The 15,116-nt window shown below is 65.6% G+C and carries 17 protein-coding genes; 3 read left to right on the forward strand and 14 right to left on the reverse strand.

What is annotated here, in order from left to right; translation table 11 throughout:
- Positions 1-9 precede the first annotated feature (9 nt).
- From fliP to fliF, 11 genes are all read right to left on the reverse strand, one after another.
- On the reverse strand, positions 10-759 hold the full coding sequence (gene fliP, locus GV068_RS21130) for a flagellar type III secretion system pore protein FliP (RefSeq protein WP_159702508.1): 750 nt from the start codon (positions 757-759) through the stop codon (positions 10-12).
- Positions 749-1,483 (reverse strand): flagellar biosynthetic protein FliO, encoded by a 735-nt coding sequence (fliO, locus tag GV068_RS21135; protein ID WP_159702511.1) that lies wholly within the window; start codon positions 1,481-1,483, stop codon positions 749-751. Before fliO ends, fliP begins: the two co-directional genes overlap by 11 nt.
- Positions 1,484-1,569: 86 nt before the next feature.
- The gene (gene fliN / locus GV068_RS21140) at positions 1,570-2,004 is read right to left on the reverse strand and encodes a flagellar motor switch protein FliN (protein ID WP_159702514.1); all 435 of its coding nucleotides are present in this window, start codon (positions 2,002-2,004) and stop codon (positions 1,570-1,572) included.
- 47 nt (positions 2,005-2,051) lie between these two features.
- Positions 2,052-3,035 (reverse strand): flagellar motor switch protein FliM, encoded by a 984-nt coding sequence (fliM, locus tag GV068_RS21145; RefSeq protein ID WP_159702517.1) that lies wholly within the window; start codon positions 3,033-3,035, stop codon positions 2,052-2,054.
- Positions 3,036-3,047: 12 nt separating this feature from the next.
- On the reverse strand, positions 3,048-3,587 hold the full coding sequence (gene fliL, locus GV068_RS21150) for a flagellar basal body-associated protein FliL (RefSeq protein WP_159702520.1): 540 nt from the start codon (positions 3,585-3,587) through the stop codon (positions 3,048-3,050).
- Positions 3,588-3,752: 165 nt separating this feature from the next.
- Positions 3,753-5,084, reverse strand: coding sequence for a flagellar hook-length control protein FliK (locus GV068_RS21155; RefSeq protein ID WP_159702523.1), 1,332 nt, complete (start codon positions 5,082-5,084; stop codon positions 3,753-3,755).
- Positions 5,085-5,103: 19 nt separating this feature from the next.
- On the reverse strand, positions 5,104-5,547 hold the full coding sequence (gene fliJ, locus GV068_RS21160; RefSeq protein ID WP_159702526.1) for a flagellar export protein FliJ: 444 nt from the start codon (positions 5,545-5,547) through the stop codon (positions 5,104-5,106).
- A gap of 49 nt (positions 5,548-5,596) precedes the next feature.
- Positions 5,597-7,000: a flagellar protein export ATPase FliI gene (gene fliI, locus GV068_RS21165; protein WP_159702529.1), complete on the reverse strand. Its 1,404-nt coding sequence runs from the start codon at positions 6,998-7,000 to the stop codon at positions 5,597-5,599.
- Positions 7,001-7,013: 13 nt separating this feature from the next.
- Positions 7,014-7,730, reverse strand: coding sequence for a flagellar assembly protein FliH (locus tag GV068_RS21170; protein ID WP_201303328.1), 717 nt, complete (start codon positions 7,728-7,730; stop codon positions 7,014-7,016).
- Positions 7,730-8,734 carry a flagellar motor switch protein FliG gene (fliG, locus tag GV068_RS21175; protein WP_159702532.1) on the reverse strand — a complete coding sequence of 335 codons (1,005 nt, stop codon included), beginning with the start codon at positions 8,732-8,734 and terminating at the stop codon, positions 7,730-7,732. The genes GV068_RS21170 and fliG overlap by 1 nt, the downstream gene beginning before the upstream one ends.
- Positions 8,727-10,424, reverse strand: a complete 1,698-nt coding sequence (gene fliF, locus GV068_RS21180; protein ID WP_159702535.1) for a flagellar basal-body MS-ring/collar protein FliF — start codon at positions 10,422-10,424, stop codon at positions 8,727-8,729. The genes fliG and fliF overlap by 8 nt, the downstream gene beginning before the upstream one ends.
- Before the next feature lie 174 nt (positions 10,425-10,598).
- On the opposite strand from fliF, the gene fliE reads away from it, so the two are divergent.
- Positions 10,599-10,964 carry a flagellar hook-basal body complex protein FliE gene (gene fliE, locus GV068_RS21185; RefSeq protein WP_159702538.1) on the forward strand — a complete coding sequence of 122 codons (366 nt, stop codon included), beginning with the start codon at positions 10,599-10,601 and terminating at the stop codon, positions 10,962-10,964.
- A 308-nt stretch (positions 10,965-11,272) separates the two neighbouring features.
- Complete coding sequence (locus GV068_RS21190; RefSeq protein ID WP_159702541.1) at positions 11,273-11,944, forward strand: hypothetical protein; 672 nt, start codon at positions 11,273-11,275, stop codon at positions 11,942-11,944.
- Positions 11,945-11,964: 20 nt separating this feature from the next.
- Here GV068_RS21190 and GV068_RS21195 read toward each other — a convergent pair whose 3' ends face one another.
- The gene (locus GV068_RS21195) at positions 11,965-12,426 is read right to left on the reverse strand and encodes an Rrf2 family transcriptional regulator (RefSeq protein ID WP_159705361.1); all 462 of its coding nucleotides are present in this window, start codon (positions 12,424-12,426) and stop codon (positions 11,965-11,967) included.
- A gap of 176 nt (positions 12,427-12,602) precedes the next feature.
- Here GV068_RS21195 and GV068_RS21200 point away from each other — a divergent pair, with 176 nt between their 5' ends.
- On the forward strand, positions 12,603-13,229 hold the full coding sequence (locus GV068_RS21200; protein WP_201303329.1) for a response regulator transcription factor: 627 nt from the start codon (positions 12,603-12,605) through the stop codon (positions 13,227-13,229).
- A gap of 4 nt (positions 13,230-13,233) precedes the next feature.
- Here the strand turns inward: GV068_RS21200 and GV068_RS21205 are convergent, their stop codons facing one another.
- Both GV068_RS21205 and GV068_RS21210 read right to left on the reverse strand, forming a co-directional pair.
- On the reverse strand, positions 13,234-13,698 hold the full coding sequence (locus GV068_RS21205; protein WP_159702544.1) for a carboxymuconolactone decarboxylase family protein: 465 nt from the start codon (positions 13,696-13,698) through the stop codon (positions 13,234-13,236).
- Between the two features lie 100 nt (positions 13,699-13,798).
- Entirely contained in the window at positions 13,799-15,061 is a 1,263-nt protein-coding gene (locus GV068_RS21210) for a diguanylate cyclase domain-containing protein (RefSeq protein ID WP_267874538.1), read from the reverse strand.
- Between the last annotated feature and the right edge of the window lie 55 nt (positions 15,062-15,116).

A 15,116-nucleotide genomic window follows, 5' to 3' on the forward strand; every position in this document is an offset into this window, starting at 1 on the left:
TGGTTTTCCCTAGTAAAAACTCTGGGACAGCGAGCCCAGCAGCAGCTGCCAGCCGTCGACCAGCACGAACAGCATCAGCTTGAACGGTAGCGAGATGACCGCGGGCGACATCATCATCATGCCCATCGCCATCAGCACTGAGGCGACCACCATGTCGATGATCAGGAAGGGAATGAAGATGGCGAAGCCGATCTGGAACGCGGTCTTCAGCTCGCTCGTGACAAACGCCGGGATCAGGACGCGCAGCGGCACGTCTTCGGGTCCCTGCAGCGCAGGCGAGCGCGAAATCTTGACGAACAGCGCCAGGTCGGACTGGCGGGTCTGCTTGATCATGAATTCCTTCAGCGGCACCACGCCCCGGTTGAGCGCTTCCTGCATCTGGATCCGGTTTTCCTGCAGCGGCTGGTAGGCCTCGGTGTAGATGCGGTCGAACGTCGGGCCCATCACGAAGAAGGTCAGGAACAGCGCCAGCCCGACCATCACCTGGTTCGGCGGCGCGGTCTGGGTGCCGATCGCCTGGCGCAGCAGCGACAGCACGATGATGATGCGGGTGAAGGCGGTCATCATCAGGAGCGCCGCCGGCAGGAAGGTCAGCGCGGTCAGCAGGATCAGGGTCTGGACCGGCAGCGAATAGGCGGTGCCGCCCCCTGCGGCCGGGCTGGTGGTGAAGGCGGGGATGCCGGGCTGGGCCAGGGCGGCCAGCGGCAGCAGTACCAGGCCTGCCAGGCCAGCTCCCAGCAGGAGTTTTTTATTTCGCATTACGGTTGTCTATCGTTTTCTTGAGCCAGTCGCCGAAGGATCCGGCGCTCGGCATATGGGCGGCGAGCGCGGCCTGCGGCCCATCGGACTGCGCGCCTTCCTGGCGCGGCATGGTGGCCAGGGCATTGACGCGTCCCGGCGAGGCGCCGACGACGATCCACTGGTCGCCCACTTCGACCACCATGATACGCTCGCGGCCGCCGATATTGAGGGCGCCGACCAGCCTGATGTTGGCGCTCGCGCCCATGGCGCGCGGGCCGTAGCGTTTCATGAACCAGGCCAGGGCGAGCAGCAGGCCGATCACCAGCACCAGGGCCATGATGGTCTGCAGCAGGCCGCCGGTTGCCGGCGCCGCGGAGCCGGGCATCACGACCTGCGGCGGGCGCTGGTCCGGGGCCGGGGTGCTCACGGGAGAAGCAGCCGGGGCAGGCTGTTCGGCTGCGGGTGCGGCTTCCGTTGGCGCCGGGCCGGGCGCCTGGACCGGCGTCGAAACCGGGCCGGAAGGTGCGGGACGGGCAGGCGTGGCCGGGCGGCCGGTCGTGGTGGCGCCGCGGGGCAGGGCCTGGGTTTCTTGCGAGGCAGGCGCCGGGACCGGGATCGGTGCGGTGGCGTCGGGCGCCGGCTGTGCTTGCGGGGCTGCCTGCGGAGTGGCTTGCTGCTGCTGAGCGGCGGGGGCCTGATCGGCGACGACGGGCGACGCGCAGGCGGCCAGGGGCGCAAACATCAGCGCACTTAGCAGGTGCAACGCCGCACGGGCGAATCTCGCCGGGTTTGAACGCGTGGGATTCCGAGTGGCGACGTTGCGCGAGGTCATTTATTCAGTTTTCTGATCCGTTCCGATGGCGTAATGATATCAGTCAGACGGATACCGAACTTGTCGTTCACGACCACGACCTCGCCCTGGGCGATCAGGCAGCCGTTGACCAGTACGTCCATCGGTTCGCCAGCCAGGCCGTCGAGCTCGACCACGGAGCCCTGGGCCAGCTGCAGCAGGTTCTTGATCGCGATCTTGGTGCGGCCGAGTTCCACGGTCAGCTGGACCGGGATATCGAGGATGAAGTCGATGTCGTTCGGCGTTTCGTTGCGCGCGCCCTTGTTCGAGAAGTCCTTGAACACGGCCGCGCTGGCGGTCGCCTGCTGGGTCTGCTGGCGTTCGAGCGCCGCCGCTTCGGCCGCGGCCTGCTCGGCAATCGCCGCGCCCCAATCGTCGTCGAGATTGTCCTGGTCGTCCTGGGTATCAGACATGCTGCTCTCCTGTGTCGCCCGCGCCGTGCGCAGGCCGTTTCATACTGTTATTTGTTGAAGTTGTCGCTGTTGGCAAGCAGCTTCTCGACCTTCAAGGCGTATTGGCCATTGAAGACGCCATAGGTGCAATCCATCACCGGTACCCCGTCGACCGTGGCCTGCAGGGTTTCCGGGACCGTGATCGGGATGATGTCGCCGATCTTCATGTTCAGGATCTCGTCGAAGTTGGCGCGGCCTTCGCCCAGCACCGCCACCAGCTCGACTTCGGCCACCTGGATCTGCTGGGTCATCAGGCGCACCCAGCGCTTGTCGACTTCCAGCGCCTCGCCCTGGATGCTCGAGGTCAGCGCGTCGCGGATCGGCTCGATCATCGAGTAGGGCATGCAGAAGTGGATCTGGCCCGACACCGAACCGAGTTCGATGGTGAAGGTGCAGGACACCACGACCTCGTTCGGGGTCGCGATGTTGGCGAACTGCGTGTTCATCTCGGAACGGATGTACTCGAATTCGATCGGGTACACCGGTTCCCACGACTTGGCATAGGCCTCGAACACGATGTCGAGGATGCGCATGATGATGCGCTGCTCGGTCTGGGTGAAGTCGCGGCCTTCCACGCGGGTGTGGAAGCGGCCGTCGCCGCCGAACAGGTTGTCCACCAGCAGGAACACGAGGCCCGGGTCGAACACCATCAGCGCCGTGCCGCGCAGCGGCTTCATGTGGATCAGGTTGAGGTTGGTCGGCACCACCAGGTTGCGGATGAACTCGCTGTACTTCGAGACCCGCACCGAGCCCACCGAGACCTCGGCGCTGCGGCGCAGGAAGTTGAACAGGCCAACCCGCAGATACCTGGCGAAACGCTCGTTGATGATTTCGAGCGTCGGCATGCGGCCGCGGACGATCCGCTCCTGCGTTGCCAGGTTATAGGTGCGGACTCCCGAGGTGTCTTCAGGCGTCGCAATGTCGTCCTGATCGCCGTTGACCCCCTTTAAGAGGGCATCGACTTCTTCCTGTGAGAGGAAATTATCGGCCATGGTAGGTCGGGCTTACTGGATGATGAACGAGGTAAATAATACGTCGGTTACGTCCTGCTCGTCGCCGTCCTTCTCGAAAGGTTCCTGCACGATTGCCTGGATCTCGGCGGCGAGCTGCTGCTTGCCTTCGACCGTGCTGATTTCCGATGCCTTCTTGCCCGACAGGAGCAGCAGCACGCGATTGCGCACGATCGCCATATTGTCTTTCACCAAGGTCGCCTGTTCGGCGCCCGCCACCTGCAGGGTGAATTGCACCTGCAGGTACTGCTCGCCATTTTCCGGCTGCAGGTTGACGGTGAAGGCTTCGACCGGGACATACTCGGCCTTGGCTTCGGAATCCTTCTTTTTCTTTTTCTTCGATTCCTTCGGGCTGTCGTGCTCGGCCGCAGCCGCGTCGCCGCCCGCATGCATGAAATACCAGGCCGCACCGCCGCCACCGCCGAGCAGCAGCACTGCCGCCGCGGCGATCACGATCAGCTTTTTCTTGGAGCCGGCCGGGGCTGCCGCCGCTGCGTCTGCCTTCGGGTCGACTTTGGTTTTTGCATTCGCCATCAAGATGCCTCTTACTGCCTAAAGAATGTGTCCGTCATTATGGCATTATCGCGGGGAAACAAAGCCTGCCATGCCCCGAAAAGAGGGAATAAGCGATGGTAATCCCGCCGATTGTTGCGTCGACGTGTTGACGATTTGGTAGATCGTTAGCCGATCAGAAACGCATTATGCGAAGGTATCGACCAGGCCGTTGTCACCCAGGGCCACGGTCCGGGTCGCCGGACGGGCTGCGCTGTCTTCGTTCGCCGCGCCCGTGCCGCCCGCGTTGCCGAAGCCGCCACTACCTCCCTGGTTGCGGCGCTCGCCGTCCTGCTGCGCCTGGCGCTGGTCAGGCATGCCCGCGTCCACGGTCGCGTTACCGAGCGCGATGCCGTTCTCGCCCATCATCTCGCGCAGGCGCGGCAGGGCGTTTTCCAGGGCCTGGCGTACTTCCTGCTGGTTCGAGGAGAAGGCCACGCTGGCCCCGTCATTGCTCACGTTGAGCACCACCTGCACCGGGCCGAGGTCCGGCGGGTTCAGGGTCAGGGTCGCGGCCTGCTCCTTGCCCACCATGTAGACGATGCGCTGGCTGACCTGGTTGTCCCAGGCCTGGGTGCCGACGCGCGCCGGGATGCGGTCGGTCGGCACGGCGGCCGGGTTCGGCACGGTTTCCAGTTTGGCGGCCTGGGCCTGCAGCTGGGTGACGGACGGCGCCGGCGCCTCGACGGCCGGGTTGGCCTGGACGGCCGCGGCATCGCGCGCCTGCGGCTGGACCTTGCCCGGTTCCTGCTGGACGGCGGCCTGGGCGCTCTGCTGCAGGGCGCGCAGGTCGGCGCTGTCATGCGCCGCCGGCTGCACGCCGGCCGCCAGCGAGAAGCCGCTCGCCGCCGCTTCGCCATCGGTGGCGGTCGCGAGGGCAGGGTCGGTCGCCACTGCGGCGCCATCGGTGGTCTCGAGTTTCGCGAACGCGGACTGGAGCGCGGCCAGCTGCAGCTCGGCGCCGCCGGCGGCGACGGCCGCGGCAGGCACTTGCGCCGCACTTGGCGCGGCCACCACTGGCGCAGCCGGGGCCGGCTGGGCCAGGCTGGCCATGAAGGCGAGCATGTCGGTGACCGGCGTGGTCGCCGCTTCGGCGGCCGCGCTGGCGGATTCCGCGGCGGCTGCCGCATCCTTGGCCGGGTCGGCGGCTTCGGCGCCGGGAGCCGCCTGCTGGGCCGTCGCCGGCGCATCCGCTGCCTCGTTCTGCCTGGCCGGCTCGCGCGCCGCGGTCTTCGGGCCTTGCGCGGCCGGCTTGTCGGCCTGCTTGGCCGGCGTAGCCTGCTTGTTGGCCGGGCCAGGCGCCGGCGCCGCGCTCGGCGCGGGCGATGGCGCCATGGTCGGCGCCATCGCGCGCGACAGCGAGGCGCTGAAGGCGTCGGCATCCGGGGCCTGCACGCCCGCGGCGGCATTGCGTTGCGGCTGGGCCAGCGCGTTGGCGCCGGAAACCTGGAACGGGAGAGTGGTGGTCTGCATCGTCATGGTGAAAAGCTCGGCTTCTTCAGCGTTGTTTGTAGCGGGCGCCACGGGCTGCGTGGTCGTCCATCAGTTTCTGGTCGCGCTTGTTCTCGATCGCCAGCGCCTCGGCGGCCGCGCGTTCGTTCAGGGTGCGGTACGACAGGCGCTTGCGCTCGCTTTCCTGCCATGCCTTCTTTTCCATGTCCGCCTTGTACTTCGCATGCTTGATCACTTCGCGCTGGCCGATCAGCGCGTTGTCCAGCTTGCCGATGAAGGCGACGAAGTTGTTGTAGGCGAAGGGCGTGATGCCCGCCATCTGGGCCGCGTCGAGCTTGCGGACGTACTCGTCGCGATAGCCATCCAGCATGACCAGCTTCTGCTCGGCATCCTCGACCGCCTTCAGGGCGGCGCCCAGGCGCTTGGCGATGTCGTCGGAATCGCGTTGCGCGAGGTCGATCAGGGTCTCGAGTGCGGAAGTATTGGCCATAAAAGGTTCACGTTATGGGCACAGTATAGTGCCCAGAGGAATCCTTTTATCAGTCGAATAGAGAGGTCAATTGCCCCAAGCTCTCCAGCATGCCCGCGTTATCGTGGATTTCCTGGCACAGGAAGGCCTCGATCTGCTCGTGCTTGGCGATCGCCTGGTCCAGCACCGGGTCGCTGCCGGCGGCATAGGCGCCGACGCTGATCAGGTCGCGCGAGCGCTGGTAGCGCGAGTACAGCTGCTTGAGCTTGCGCGCCGCCAGCTGGTGCTCGTGGGTGGTGATGCCGTGCATCGCACGCGAGATCGACTGTTCGATGTCGATCGCCGGGTAGTGGCCGGCTTCGGCCAGGTGGCGGTTCAGCACGATGTGGCCGTCCAGGATACCGCGCGCGGCGTCGGCGATCGGATCCTGCTGGTCATCGCCTTCGGACAGCACGGTGTAGAAGGCGGTGATCGAGCCGCCGCCTTCGACGCCGTTGCCGGCCCGTTCCACCAGCACCGGCAGCTTGGCGAATACCGAGGGCGGATAGCCCTTGGTCGCCGGCGGCTCGCCGATCGCCAGGGCGATTTCGCGCTGGGCCATGGCGTAGCGGGTCAGCGAATCCATGATCAACAAGACATTCTTGCCCTGTTCGCGGAAGTGCTCGGCAATCGCGGTGGCATAGGCGGCGCCCTGCAGGCGCATCAGGGGCGGGGCGTCGGCCGGCGCGGCCACCACGGCCGAGCGGGCGCGGCCTTCCGGTCCGAGGATCTGCTCGATGAATTCCTTCACCTCGCGACCTCGTTCGCCGATCAGGCCGACCACGATCACGTCGGCGGTGGTATAGCGCGCAATCATGCCCAGCAACACCGATTTACCGACACCGGTACCGGCGAACAGGCCCAGGCGCTGGCCGCGGCCGACCGTCAGCATGGCATTGATGGCGCGCACGCCCACGTCGAGGGTGTCCGAGATCGGGGCGCGGTCGAGCGGGTTGATCGGGCGCGCGTTCAGCGGGCCGACCTCGTCGGTATTGAGTGGGCCCTTGCCGTCGAGCGGGCGGCCGGCGCCGTCCACCACCCGGCCCAGCAGTTGCATCCCGACCGGCAGGTGGCGCGCGCGGTCACTCGGACGGCGCCGCGGGTGCTGCACCGTGCCCGGCTTGGGCAGGGCCGATTCGACCGGGAACACACGCGAGCCCGGCACCACGCCTTCGACATCGCTCTGCGGCATCAGGAACAGGCGCTCGCCCTCGAAGCCGACCACTTCGGCCTCGATCCGCAAGCCGTTGGCCACCGGGATGGTGCAGGCGCTGCCCACGGCCAGCTTGAGGCCGACGCATTCCATCACCAGGCCGGCCACGCGCGTGACGCGGCCCGAGACCTGCATCGGTTCGGCAAAGCCGACCAGGGAATCGCAGTCCTTGATGAAGGATTTCCAGCGGGCGGTGTGGCGGTCGGCGGTGTTGGTCGTCATGTCGGTTACGGGATCAATGGCCCAGCCAGTCCACGTTGGATTGGAGCGCGTGCGTCAGGCGCGCCCAGCGGGCGCCGGCCTGGGCGTCGATCTGGTTGCTGGCGGTATCGACCTTGCAGCCGCCGCGCGCCATACCGGCGTCTTCCACGATGCGCCAGCCGCCCTTGATCAGCTCCTGGCCCATGGCCTGGCGTACGATCTCGGCGTCCTGCGGGTTCAGGGTGAGGGTGGCCGGCTGCGACAGCACCGGCAGGTAGCCGATCGCTTCCTGCACCACCGGCAGGATCAGTTCAGGGCGCACATCGAAAGCCGTGCGCACCATGCCGCGCGCCAGGCGCAGGGCCAGTTCCAGTACGTCGTGGGCGATGGTCTCGTCGGCCTGCACCACGGCGTCGCTGAAGGTCGCCGCGATCGCGCGCAGGTGTTCCAGCTCGCCTTCGGCTTCGATCTGGCCGGCCTTGGCGCCGTCTGCGTAGCCCTCGGCCTGGCCGGCGGCGCGGCCTTCGTCATAGCCCTCGGCATAGCCCTCGGCGCGCGCCTGCTCGCGGATCGCTTCGAGTTCCTCGAGCGTAGGCAGCACCACATTGGGCACGATCTCGATCGGTTCCGGCGCCGGCGCCGGGACCGGGGGCGCCATCGCGGCGCGGCGCGCCTGGGCGCTCGATCGCTCGTCGCCGAACGAAGTCATTTCCCAGCGCTGGTAAGCGCTTTGCTGTTCCTTCGGAATCATCAGACGAACGAATCCTCACCCTTACCGCCCAGCACGATCTGGCCTTCGTCCGCCAGGCGGCGCACGATCTGCAGGATCTGTTTCTGCTGGGATTCCACTTCCGACAGGCGCACCGGACCCTTGGACTCCAGGTCTTCGCGCATCATCTCGCTGGCACGCTGCGACATGTTCTTGAAGATCTTCTCGCGCAGGTCTTGCGAGGCGCCCTTGAGCGCGATGATCAGCATCTCGGACTGGACTTCGCGCAGCAGCAGCTGGATGCCGCGGTCGTCGATGTCGATGATGTTATCGAACACGAACATCTCGTCCATGATCTTCTGCGCCATGTCGTTGTCGTAGTTCTTGATGTTGTCCATGACGGCCGATTCCTGTTCGCCGCTCATGAAGTTCAGGATCTCGGCCGCGGTGCGCACGCCGCCCAACGAGGACTTCTTGATGTTCTCGTTACCCGACAGCAGTTTGGTCAGCACGTCGTTCAGCTCGCGCAGGGCGGCCGGCTGGACGCCGTCCAGGGTCGCGATACGCAGCACCACGTCATTGCGCAGGCGCTCGGTGAAGTTGGCCAGGATCTCGCAGGCCTGGTCGCGCTCGAGGTGCACCAGGATGGTGGCGATGATCTGCGGGTGCTCGTTGCGGATCAGTTCGGCGACCGACGGCGAATCCATCCACTTCAGGCTTTCGATGCCGGAGGCGTCCTTGCCGCCCAGGATGCGGTTCAGCAGCACGGCGGCCTTGTCGTCGCCCAGCGCCTTGGTCAGCACCTGGCGGATGTACTCGTCCGAATCCAGGCCGACGGTCGAATGCAGGTTGGTTTCTTCGACAAAGGCTTCCAGCACCTTGACCACTTCGCCGTGCTGCACCGCCTTCATCTGCGCCATCGCGCCGCCGAGTTTCAGCACTTCGCGCGGGCCCAGGAACTTCATCACTTCGGCCGCTTCAGCTTCACCCAGGGCCAGCATCAGGATCGCTGCCTGCTGTACGCCTTCCTTGTCCTTGTCACTCATTTGATCCCAACCATGCTTTCACGACGTTAGCAACGATACGCGGGTCCTGGCGGGCCAGCTCCTGCGCCATTTCCAGGTTCTTCCGGTAACCCTGGTTCCTGCGTTCGACTTCCTGTTCTTCCAGTTCTTCTTCGGCGAGTTCGGCCGCGATTTCCTCGGCGACCTCGTCGACCACTTCCGGTTCCGGTTCCGGCGGCAGCGCCGTGACCTCGTCGAACTTCTTGATCGCCGGGCGCATGAGCGGCAGCAGGATCCGGGAGTAGAGGAAGGCCAGCACCGCGAACAGCAGCAGGTACTTGCCGATCTCCTTGGCCAGCGGCAGGTTGGCCGGGTCGCGCCACCAGTCCGGCGCCTGCGGGGTGTCGTCCGGGCGATCCACGCCGTCAAACGGCGCGTTGGTCACGTTCAGGGTGTCGCCGCGCTGCTGCGAGTAGCCCATCGCCTGCTTGACCAGCTCGTTGATCTGGGCGACTTCGTTGGCCGCCAGCGGCTTGACGACGATCTTGCCGGTCTTCGGATCGATCGAGCGGCGGTAGTTCACCACCACGCCCACGGTCAGGCGCTTGACGCCGCCCATCGGACGCTGTTCGTAGCGGATGGTTTTGTCGACTTCGTAATTGGTGGTGGCGTCCTTGCGCGTCGGGCCGTTCGCGGCTGGGGCGCCGTTTGGCACCGGCTGGCCGTCGATCGGTGCGGTGGCCACGCCCGGCGGCTGGTTCGACAGTGCGCCCGGCACACCCGAGGCGCCGGCGCCTGGCTGGCTCGACTCGGAAGTCTGCTGGCTGCGGATCGCCTGCGGTTCCGGCGGCGAGTTCGGCTTGTACATCTCGGCGGCGGTGTCGACCTGGGCGAAGTCGATCTCGGCGGTCGCTTCGGCGCGCACGTTTTCCTTGCCGACCAGCGGGGCGATGATCGATTCGACCTGCTTGATGATGTTCTGCTGGACCTGGTCGACGTATTTCAGCTGGGTCGCATCCAGCCCCTTGTTGCCCGGAGATTTGGTGCCGGTCTCGGACAGCAGGTTGCCGTTCTGGTCGACGACGGTGACGTTACCGACCGTCAGTTCCGGCACGCTGGAGGCGACCAGGTGGACGATGGCGCTGACCTGGCCCGGATCGAGGGCGCGGCCCGGCTGCAGGTTGAGCAGCACCGAGGCGGTCGGCTTTTGCTGGTCGCGCACGAACACGGAGGGTTTCGGCAGGGCCAGGTGGACGCGCGCAGCGCTGACCGAGCCGAGCGACTGGATCGAACGCGCCAGCTCGCCTTCGAGCGAGCGCTGGTAATTGACTTGTTCGACGAACTGCGAGGTGCCCAGCTTCTGGTTTTCCATCAGCTCGAAGCCGACGTTGCCGCCCTTCGGCAGGCCCTGGGCGGCGAGTTTGAGGCGCAGGTCGTGGATCTGTTCGGCCGGGACCAGGATCGCGCTGCCGCCTTCGGAAAACTTGTACTTGACCCCCATCTGGTCGAGCGAGGCGGTGATCGCGCCGCCGTCGCGGTCGCTGTAGTTCGAGAACAGCACGCGGTATTCCGGCGCCTGGCTCCACATCCAGAGGGCGGCCATGATGGCCACGACCAGGGCGATGCCGCCACCGAGGGCGACGCGCTTGCCCATTGTCGTTTGCAAAAAGCCCTGTTTCGCCTCTTGGTCGGGCGCCGGGGTGTCGATCAGTTCTTCAGCAACTGCTGCCATGGTGGGTTAACTGTCCAGGATGGAGGGATTAGACGAGATTATGAAGCCACAGAGCAACATTCAAACCCTGAAATAGGGGTGGAAAACCGTGCTTCTTCACACGAGGAAATTGCTTGGGCACTGATATTCTGACAGCCTGAACAAAGTGGATTGCCTCACGAGCAGGAGAGAACGATGAGTATTGGTGGAATCGGCGGCATCGACAGTAGCCGCATCCAGGCGATGATGGAGCAGCTGAAATCCGCGGCAACCAAGCCGGCGGCCAGTCCCGTTGCGCCGGCAGGCATTGGTGGCGTGGCCCAGCCGGCCGTCGCCAAGCTCGACTTCGCCGATGCGCTGAAGAGCTCGCTCCAGCAGGTCAGCAATACCCAGAAAACTGCGGAGGAGCTCGGTCAACGCTTTGCGATGGGCGATGATACCGTGAGTCTGTCCGACACGATGATCGCGATGCAGAAATCCAGCATCGCTTTCCAGGGTACGGTGCAAGTACGCAACAAACTGGTGTCAGCCTATCACGACATCATGAACATGCAGGTGTAAGCCTGGCAAGTTCCAGTCAAGAGACCGGCCCGCGCGGCCGGTTTTTTATTGCCGATAAGTCTTTGAAGCCCCTACCGGGGTCAGGTCTAACATTTCTACACGGCCTCTACCGTAGACCCGATTTTCGTTGAAGTATCAGGCGCAAAAGCGGCTAGCACTCGTCGTACTGTCGAGGTCGTGTATGAATGTTAGACGTGACCCTGAATACTGCGCGGCCGGTTTTTTATGGCGGAATGATCGTGGAGATTGGTTAGTTTTTTCTAAGGGGCAACTGATAAGCTGGACGGATATTGTCAGCACCCACCGCCATGCCAGCCATTCCGTCATCCTTGCGCCTTCCTGCACCGCGCTACCTGCGCCCGATCCTGTTGCTGGCCCTCGCCGCCTACGGCGCCAGCCTGGCCACGCCGGCCTTTATCTGCGCCACGGGCGAGGGTTTCCTCGGCTACGAAGTCTTGATGACGGGCTGGGTCGGTCTGCTCGCCCTCGATCCACGCTGGCTGGCCAATCCGTTAGCCCTCTGGATGCTTTGCTCGGCCCTGTTCGGTTCACGCGGCAAATACACCGTGCTGGGCGGTGTCTTCACGCTCGTGCTTGCCGCTGCCTCGGTGCTGCCCGCAATCGGCTGCGCCGGGGACCCAGGCACTGCGGCCCTGTCGCTCGGCCTCGGCGCCGGCGGCTATCTCTGGATCGCGGCGGTGTCGGCGGTGGCGATCTGCGCCATGCGGGAGGTGTCCCGCCGGGAAGCGGCTGTGCCCCTGCCGCCACTTGTGGTCCGCCCGGTCGACGAGGCGGTGCGGGCCGCCCTGGTCGATTTCCGCGCGGGGCGGGCCGCCCGGGCGCGCTGCCCCGATTGCCGCGCGCTCATCCTGCTCACGGTGGAGGGCGAACGCAGTGCATCCGGCTCGCGGCATGTAGCGATGGCCTGCGCCTGCGGCGCCTGCGATGGAAAATATGAGGTGCTGGACCGGCCGGACTAGGTCTGTCCGACGGAAGCCACTTATGCTGCGCGGGTTTCTTTGCGCTGGAAAGTAACGGGGATGCTGCCGTCGCGCGGCGCCGGTTCCGGCAGCAGCGAAGCGAGGGTGTGGCGGTCGAGTTCGGCGAGGTAGGCCGAGGTGGCGTTGGTCAGTACGCCCTTGAGGCTGCAGGCCTTGACCAGCCCGCAGGGATTGCCGGCCGGGTCGAAGCACTCGGCCATGTAGAAATCGGTTTCGCTCTGGCGCACGACGGCGCCGATATTGATGTCTTCCGGACGGTGCGCCAGCCGGAAGCCGCCATTGCGGCCGCGGATAGTCTCGATGACGCCGTTACGGCCTAGCTCGTGCACTACCTTCATCAGGTGGTTCTTCGAGATGCTGTGCAGGTCCGCGATCTCCTGGATCGTCACCAGGCGGCCCGGATTACTGCCCAGATGGAGCAGGGTCCGCAAGGTGTAATCGGTGAAGGAGGTCAGGCGCATGATCAGCGGAGTATACCCCATACCACCGCCGCCGAACGCCATTTGGCATGCAGATGGCATACATATCGACCAGTTATTACAAAGCATTACTTGCCTAACCGTTCTTGCCGTTTCAATATGTCGGAATTCCGGACCACAGGTCCTTACCGTCCGTCGCCGTTTGCCGGAGCAAGCACATGCAACCGATCTCTTCCGCCGTACATATCATGCACGCCGACCCGATCATGACCGTCGGGCTGCATGCCGTCCTCGCCGACCAGCCGGGTCTGCGCGTCACCACCCACTTGCGCCAGCCCGAGGCACAGCGGGTCGCGCGTGTACTCGTCACCGATTACGACAGCGGCATCGCGCTGGCGCGCCAGCCGGCCCTGGGCGGGCTGGCGCCCAACGTGCTGGTCGTGACCCAGTTCGACAAGGAATGGGAAGTGCGCCTGGCGATGGATGCCGGCGTGGCCGGCTACCTGCTGCAGTCCTGCGGCACCGACGAACTGGCGCACGCGGTCGACCAGCTGGCGCGCGGCCAGCGCTACCTGAGCGAATCGATGACCCGCAGCGTCGCCGACAGCCTGACGCGCGAGTCGCTCACCGGCCGCGAGACCGACGTCCTGCAGCTGCTGGCACAGGGCTGCTGCAACAAGTCGATCGCGCGCAAGCTCGGCATCGGCGTGGGCACCGTGAAGACCCACGTGAAGGGAGTCATGAGCAAGCTCGACGCCACCGCGCGCACCCATGCCGTGGTGGTGGCCACCCAGCGCGGCCTGATCCGCCCCGGCGGCGCCGGCGCCCAGGCCTGCTCGGCCTGAATCCTTACATGCCCGGCGCCGGGTGCTCCGGCAGCGGGTTGCGCAGGCTCAGGTTGATCACGTTCCAGCCGCGGATCGCGGCGATCGTATAGCCCAGTTCGGCAATTTCCACGTCACTGAAATACTCGCGCAGCGCCGGCCAGGCGCTGTCGGTCTCGTCGCGTCCGGGTAGGGCGTTGACGGCGTCGGCCCAGGCCAGCGCGGCGCGTTCGCGCGCACTGAAGAAAGGCGCTTCGCGCCAGCCGGCGAGGGCGTTCAGGTGGCGCGGATCCGCGCCCTGCTTGATGAGGTCGCGCCAGTGCATGTCGACGCAGACCCCGCAGCCATTGAGCTGCGAGACGCGCAGTTGCACCAGTTCCACCAGGCGCGCACCGAGCGAGCTGTTCTTGGTGGACTGGGACAGGGCGATCATCGCCTTCAGGTTGGCGGGGGCGAGGGTGAACAGGGGAATGCGGGCTGCGTGCGTCATGCTGCGGGTCCTTTCAGGAATGGGGAAGGCGCCCTTTGCGCCCTCCATGCCTGCAAGACGAGCCAGCCGCACGCGGTGTGACATGCCGCCGCTTTTCTCCTCAGGCGACGCCGACCACCCACTGGCCGTCGCGCTCGCACGCCATCCTGTTCTTGCCCGCGTTCTTGGCCACGTACATGGCCCCATCGGCGCGCGACAGAAGGCGGTCGGCGCTGTCGCCCGGGCGGTAGAGGGCCATGCCGATGCTTGCGCCGGGCTCGGTACGGCCGGCCAGTTCGGGGTAGGGCTGGCTTGCCGCGTGCAGGATCTTGCCGGCTACTTGTTCGGCGTCGTGCCAGGTATCGCCCAGGTGATCGAGCAGGACCACGAATTCGTCACCCGCCAGGCGCGCCACCACGTCGGTGCGACGTACCGCTATTCTCAGGCGCTGGCCGAAGGCGCTCAGCACCGCGTCTCCGGCTTCGTGACCGCAGAGGTCGTTGACGGCCTTGAAGCCGTCCAGGTCGATGAACAGCAGCACCAGCGGGCGCGGCGCGCGTCCGAGGGCGTCGATCGCGTGCTGCAGGCGGCCCATGAATTCGTAGCGGTTGGGCAGGCCGGTCAGGAAGTCGTGGGTGGCGCGGTAGTGCAGCTGCTCGGACATGCGGCGCTGCTCGGAAACGTCGCGCCCCATGCAGAACATGCGGCCGTCGCTGTCGACGCGGGTGCTCCATTCGATCCAGCGCCAGCTGCCATTGGCGTGGCGAAAGCGATTGCGAAAGCCCAGCACCGAGCCGCCGCCGGCAAGCGTGCTCGCCTGTTCGGTGGTGCGGCCCACATCGTCCGGATGGATGAACTCCATGAATGGCCGCGCCATCAGCTCAACTTCGTCCCATCCCAGCAGCTCGCGCCAGGCAGGATTGACCTGGACCAGGTAGCCATTGGGATTACAGATCGACAGCAGGTCGGGCGACAGGGCGAACAAGGCGTCGCGGTCTTCGAGCGCCTTCTTTTGCTCTGTGATGTCGACAATGTGCACGACGACGAAATGCGGCCGGCCCAGCGTGTCCCGGCACAGTGTTGCGGTCAGCAGGCCCCAGATGATGCTGCCGTCGGCGCGGCGGTAACGTTTTTCCGACCTGAAGGCGTCGATCTCGCCTGTGCGCAGCCGTTCGACCCAGTCGAGATCGCTGACGTGGTCGTCGGGATGGCTGATGTCCTTGCAGTCGCGCTGCTGCAGCGATGTATGCGTGTATCCCAGCAGACGGCACAGCGCAGGATTGACGTCGATCCAGTGTCCGTTCAGGTCGAGCAGCGCCATACCCGTATCCGACTGGGAGAAGGCAGCATGGTAGTGATTTATGTCGGGAGCAGGCGTGGACATCCAGGGCACTCGGCAAGAAAGTGCCTGAAGTGTAGCTGATACGATGTTAAAAAGA

Source organism: Massilia sp. 9I (assembly GCF_902506415.1).
GTDB lineage: Bacteria > Pseudomonadota > Gammaproteobacteria > Burkholderiales > Burkholderiaceae_D > Telluria.